Genomic DNA, 5,623 nt, shown 5'->3' with positions numbered 1-5,623 from the left:
GACCTCGGGTCAAGGGCAACGCCGCGCTCGTCTCAGGCGAGTCGCGCAAGTGCAGGCCAGCTGGTGTGACTGGTGTGGCGGTTGCGGCGGCTGGTTCTGGCCCGGACTGGCTTTCGCGCAGGTGTTCCATGAGAGCCGCTCCTATCTGGTCGCCGGGTCCCCAAGTCGACGTATGCCTCGCGGTGGGCGGTGCCCGATGCGGCCAGTGTGCGGGTTACCCCAACTGCCGCCGGGACGCTGGTGTCCCGGCGGCGAAACCCTGATCCGCGGCGGCCGTTAGGAGTCGGCGAGCGCCTGGGCGACGCGGCCGTTGACCTCCTCGATCGGGATACCCCGGTTGGTCAAGGCGACGTAGGCCTTGCCGCTGTCCAGCTTGACGACCAGCGACGCCGCCGCGCCGCGGGCAAGCCCGCCGTGGCCCGCCGCGCCGCGGGATTCGTTTATCCGCCAGCCGAAGCCGATGGCGACCTCCGAGCTGGGGCGGGGGCGGGCCACTGGCCGCAGCGCCTCCTCGGCGAGCGGAGCGGGCAGCAGGGCGGACCAGCCGAGCGCGAAGCGGATCAGGTCGGCCGCTGTCGTCCACAAGCCGAAGGCGGCCGGGACGGTGCCGACCTCGGCGGCCGCCGGGACGAACGCTCCACCGTCGTCCAGCCGGTGGCCGCTGACGGCCCGTTCGCCCGCTGCTGGCCAGCGCTCGGGGAATGACGAGCCGCTCATCCCCAGCGGGTCGAGTACCAGCCGGGCCGCTGCCTGGGGGTAGGGCGATCCGCTGATGTCAGCGATCAGTGCCCCGAGCGCGGCGTACCCGCCGAGGCCCCCCGCGGCGGTGCCGCGTGTCCCGCCGGAAGCCAGTACCGGCCCGGTCAGCGTGGCCAGGTCGGGAACCGTCTCGGCGAACGCCTCGCCCGGTGCGGCCAGCCCGTCGGTGTGCGTGAGCAGATCCCGGACGGTGATGTGGTCGTCGGCGAGCCGGATAGTCCGGAGGTGATCGTTGGCCGGTCCGTCCAGCTCGAGCCTGCCGTCAGCGACCAGGCGGAGCACGGCGGTGGCGGTGATCAGCGTGCTGATCGTGTAGACCGGGAATCGGTGGGTCGTGCTGAGCGGTTCTTGCGGGTCGAGCCGGGCCCAGCCGCGGGCCAGCTCCCACGGCTGGCCGTGGTCGTCGACGCCGGCCAGCACCAGCCCGGGCAGGCCGAGCTTACCGAAGGCCTCCTCGGCCACGGCGACCGCTGCCTGCGGGACCTCGCCCGCCGCGTCGGCGGGCGGCGCGGCGACCCGGGAATCGGTGACCGATTCGCCGATCCGGTGCGCCTGTATCCCGCGCAGCCGGTGCGGCGGTTCGTCGGCTCCCACCGTCGTGATCCGCACGCCACCGACTCGAGCCAGGATGAACCGCGGACGCTCGGTGATGACGGTGACCTCGTCCCCCAGCGACCAGTTCCGGGCCATGCCCGACAGGTTCTTTATCAGATGTCCGGGCGTTACCCGGTCCAGGTATGACTGCTCGAAGTGCTCGGCCAGTTCTTGTTCTGCGGGCGGAGCCCAGTCCGGCTGGCCCGCGCCCGCCAGCCGGGAGACGACCCAGCCGAGATGATCGAGCACGTCCTCGTCCGGGTCTGGCTGGCTGTCGCCGACGACCTGCTTGAGCGCCGTCCAGCTCGAAAAGCCATACTCGCGCGCGATAGCGAGCTGCGCCTCGTACAGGGCGCGGAATTCACCGGCCGCCAGCCGGCGGCGGGCTTCCAGCTTCAGGAAACGAAGGCTGGGCTGATCGGGAAGTGAACGCGATGATTCGGACACGGTGGTCCCTCCCACTGCCCGGGGGTCCGCGACGTCGGGCGGGAAAGACGACCGTCGACATGTTCACGCATACCCGGTGAGCTTGCAGCTCTGCCCGCGGACCCAGCGGCGACCGGAACCACCGCGCCAAGCATATACCCACGCGCGGGCGGGCGGCCCGACGTCCTGACCTGCACCAGCGAACTGCTGCGGTCGCCGTTGGTGATCACCGGCCCCGTCACCGTGGAACTGTCCGCGAGCTCCAGCCGCCCTCCTGCCAGTCGTACCCGGGTAGGACGGTCGGTGTAACCGCTGGGTTTTCCACGGACGGCACGGGTGGGTCCCGCTGGGGGCGTGTGCTGGCTTGACGCGCGCCGCCGAGTCGGGCGTGCATCCGGTGTGTCCGCCCGGCGGTCCGCGCGATTTCCCGGGACGAGGGCGGCCGGGAAGGCGGGTGCACTGATGGCCAGGGTGGCGGTCCGGGAGACCGTGACGCTTGTGCGGGTTGCCCCAAGGGAAAGGTCAAGCTCAGCGCTAGAAGCCCGGGAACACCGCCCGCAGCTCGGGCAAGGTCACGTTCTCCGTGCGCAGCTCGCCGGAGGCGACGGCGGACTCATCCACCCGCCCGTAGACCAGGCGCAGCAGGGCTTCCGACGTCAGCTCCACGGAAGCCGACGCTGGCGCTTCCCCAGCCCCGGGTGTCAGGGTGACGCCGCCGGTGTCGATGGTGTACGCGCCGTCCGGGCTGGTGGCGGTGACGGCGATCACCGCGGGGTCGGCGGCCTTCTTGCCCATCCACTGCATCATCTGCGGCAGCGCACCGAGCAGCAGCTCGACCGCGTCCTGGGAGACCCGCGCGGCCGGGTCGACCGCGACTTCCACGTCCCAGCCGTGCACCGCGTGCTCGGACAGGCGCATCCGCAGCAGCCCGGCCGCGTCCATGACCATGCCGCCGAACATCGTGACCCGCAGCGAGTCGATCTGCTCCGGGGTCAGCGACTCGAAGCGGGAGACCAGCGCCTCGTTGGCGGCGACGCTCTGCGCCGCCTGCTCTTCTGGTGACCGGGCGTTCCACGTGTCCCAGATCCGCTGGTTGTCCTCCTGCGCCGGCGGCTCGCCGCCGAGGCCCGCGTTCACGTACAGCTCGAAGATCTCCGCGCCGCTGCCCAGGTGCGACAGCACGTCGGCGATCGACCACTCTGTCGCGTAAGACCGCTTGCGCAGGTCATCGGAGTCCAGGGATACGGCGACGCTGGTGAGACGGTCGTGCGAGGCGCGCAGCGCGCGCATGTAGGGCGTGGGATCGGTCATGCAGCTGATCCTATGGTTACCAGCCGGCGCGCATGCCGTAGGGGAACGCGGCCCCGATCGCCTCGATCCGCCGGATCAGGCCGCCGGCCACCTTGAACAGCTCCCAGATCAGCATGCTGTTGGGCGCGGCAATGGGCGAGTCGAAGCCCGCGTCGCGCACCTTCCCCGGATGGTCGAAGAAGCAGCAGACGAGCACGAGGCCGCGTTCGGTATCGGCGGCGACGAAGCGCCGGTCGCGGATGTCCTCGATGTAGCGGAAGGCGAGCGTGCGGATCTGCGCGCGCACGCCGAGGCCGAGCCCGCCTAGCCCGCCGCTGCTCACGAACGTCTCAGGGAACCCCTCGGCGTCCGGGTTCAGCACCGTCTGCAGGCCGTTCTCGATCCGGACGCAGTCGTCGGCGGCCGGGATGAGGTCGGCGTCGTCGCGGGAGACGCCATCCAGGTAGCCGTTGGCGGCCTGGATCAGGTCTTCGCGGGTACCGCGGTCGGCCAGCTTCAGGATCTGCGCCATCGCCGCGCTCGGTTCGAGCAGCCGCTCGGGGAACGTCGTCCGGCCGAACGGCGCGCGGCGCACCACGAGGGTCTCGATCTCGCTGATGGCCTTGCCTGTCGTCTTCAGCCGGACGCCGAGCAGCGCGTTCGCGCCGTCCGCGCCGCCCTCGGTGATCATCCCCCAGCCGGCCACGCTGCCCGCGGTCCCGCCCGGCCCGTACGCCTCTTCGCTGACCGTCACCACGCGGCTGCCCGCGACGCCGGCCGCGGTCGCCCACAGCCCGGTGCCGATCGCGATGCGCTGGCCGTTCTCGGTCAACGTCACGTCGGCCGCCAGCGGCAGTCGGCCGGGATCGCAGGCCACCAGCGCGGCGTAGTACTCGCCGAGCAGCTCCTCCAGCCCGCCGCCTCTTGCTGTTATCATCGCTGCTCCTCAGCCGCCCACCGGTATCCGTACGGGAACCAGGCGATAATCGCCTCGATGTGCCTGATCAGCCCGCCCCGCACCTTGAAGACCTCCCAGGCCGGCATGCTGTTCGGCCCGGTGAACGGGGACCGGCCCTGCCAGCCGCGCACCGCGCCCGGGTGGTCGAAGAAGAACCGGACCATGACAAGCCCGCGCGACGGGTCGGTGAGGTACATGCCGCGGTCCCGCGCCACGGCGATGTGCCGGGTGACGCCCTCGCGGACCTGCTGCGCGACGCCCATCGCGGTCGCGGAGTTAGGCGCCCGGCCCGGCAGCAGCCCGTCGGCCCGCAGCACCGTCTGGACGCCGTTCTCGATCCGCAGGCAGTCATCGGCGACCGGGATCAGGCCAGCCTCGCCAGAAGACACCCCGTCGAGATAACCGTCCGCCGCCCGGCGGAGCTCGGCCACGCTGGGGCGGTCGCCCTCGTCAACCAGGTCAAGCAGCCCCGGCGCCGGGCGGGCGAGCCGCTGCGCGTCCAGCAGCCCGCTGCCGCTGAAGGTGGAGGACATGTCGTTGAACCGCACGACGAACGTGTCGATCTCGTCGATGAGGCCCTCGTCATCGACCCTCAGCCGGACCCCGAGGATCGCGTCGTGCCCGGCCTCGGTCACCATGCCCCACGTGGCGATCTGGCCGGCCGGGCCGTCCAGCACCGTCACCGCCCGGGTGCGGGCCGCGCCGGTGGCCGTCGCCCACAGCCCCTGCCCCAGCCGCAGGCGCTGGCCGTTCTCGGTGAAGACCACCCCGGCCGCGATCGGCAGCTGCTGGTAACCACCCGACGGCAGCAGCTCGAAATAGCGGTCGGCATAGGAGCCGAGGTACGCGCGGCGGTCCTGCAGATCCTGGCTCACCATCCCCACGTATCTCCGTCCGCGGGAGGTGTCAAGGCTGCGTCAGGCACCGCTAGGCTCGGCACGCACTACAACCGGAAGTCAGGTGGGCAAGATCAGCAACGGCATTCTTTTCACCGGCGGTTCGGTCTTCGACGGCACCGGCTTCCTGGAACAAGGGACTCACGTCCTTGTCAGGGACGGGAAGATCAGCGCCGTCGGGACGGACGTCGAGCCGGGCACGGCTGACATTGTCGACCTCGACGGCGGCACGCTGCTGCCAGGCTTCATCGACGCGCACGCGCACCCGGTCTCCGGCGGCCTGCAACTGCTCGGGTGCGACCTGGAGAAGGGCAGCGACTCCGCCGCCTACCTGGACATCGTCGCGCGCTACGCGGCGGCGAACCCCGGCCTGGAGTGGATCATCGGCGGCGGGTGGGGACTGCCCGCGTTCCCCGGCGGGATCCCCACCAGACAGGCACTGGACAGCGTGGTTCCCGGCCGGCCGGTGTTCTTGTACAACCGCGACCATCACGGCGCGTGGGCCAACAGCAAGGCCCTGGAACTGGCGGGCATCGACCGCCGCACACCGGATCCGGCCGACGGCAGGATCGAGCGGGACGCGGCCGGCGAGCCCGTCGGCATGCTGCAGGAAGGCGCGATGAAGCTGGTGAGCCGGCTGCTGCCGGAGATTACCGGGGAGGACAAGTACCGGGGGCTGCTCGCCGCCCAGGACTACCTG

Annotated in this window: 5 protein-coding genes; 1 reads left to right on the top strand and 4 read right to left on the bottom strand. The window is 71.3% G+C overall.

Annotated elements, in window-relative coordinates:
* Positions 1-276: 276 nt before the first annotated feature.
* The 4 genes from WA805_RS11170 to WA805_RS11155 form a co-directional block, all read right to left on the bottom strand.
* Entirely contained in the window at positions 277-1,800 is a 1,524-nt protein-coding gene (locus tag WA805_RS11170; protein ID WP_425242305.1) for a serine hydrolase domain-containing protein, read from the bottom strand.
* 513 nt (positions 1,801-2,313) lie between these two features.
* The gene (locus tag WA805_RS11165; protein WP_422339220.1) at positions 2,314-3,090 is read right to left on the bottom strand and encodes a maleylpyruvate isomerase family mycothiol-dependent enzyme; all 777 of its coding nucleotides are present in this window, start codon (positions 3,088-3,090) and stop codon (positions 2,314-2,316) included.
* Positions 3,091-3,106: 16 nt separating this feature from the next.
* Positions 3,107-4,006, bottom strand: coding sequence for a hypothetical protein (locus WA805_RS11160; RefSeq protein ID WP_425242304.1), 900 nt, complete (start codon positions 4,004-4,006; stop codon positions 3,107-3,109).
* A complete protein-coding gene (locus WA805_RS11155) occupies positions 4,003-4,905 on the bottom strand; it encodes a hypothetical protein (protein WP_425242303.1) in 903 nt (300 codons plus the stop codon). The genes WA805_RS11160 and WA805_RS11155 overlap by 4 nt, the downstream gene beginning before the upstream one ends.
* 82 nt (positions 4,906-4,987) lie before the next feature.
* On the opposite strand from WA805_RS11155, the gene WA805_RS11150 reads away from it, so the two are divergent.
* The coding region (locus tag WA805_RS11150) for an amidohydrolase family protein (protein ID WP_425242302.1) at positions 4,988-5,623 on the top strand (636 nt) is incomplete at its 3' end.

The organism is Trebonia sp., assembly GCF_049794275.1.
Classification (GTDB): domain Bacteria; phylum Actinomycetota; class Actinomycetes; order Streptosporangiales; family Streptosporangiaceae; genus Trebonia.
The sequence above is the reverse complement of the archived record's forward strand: the minus strand, read 5'-3'. Positions and strand labels throughout refer to the sequence as shown.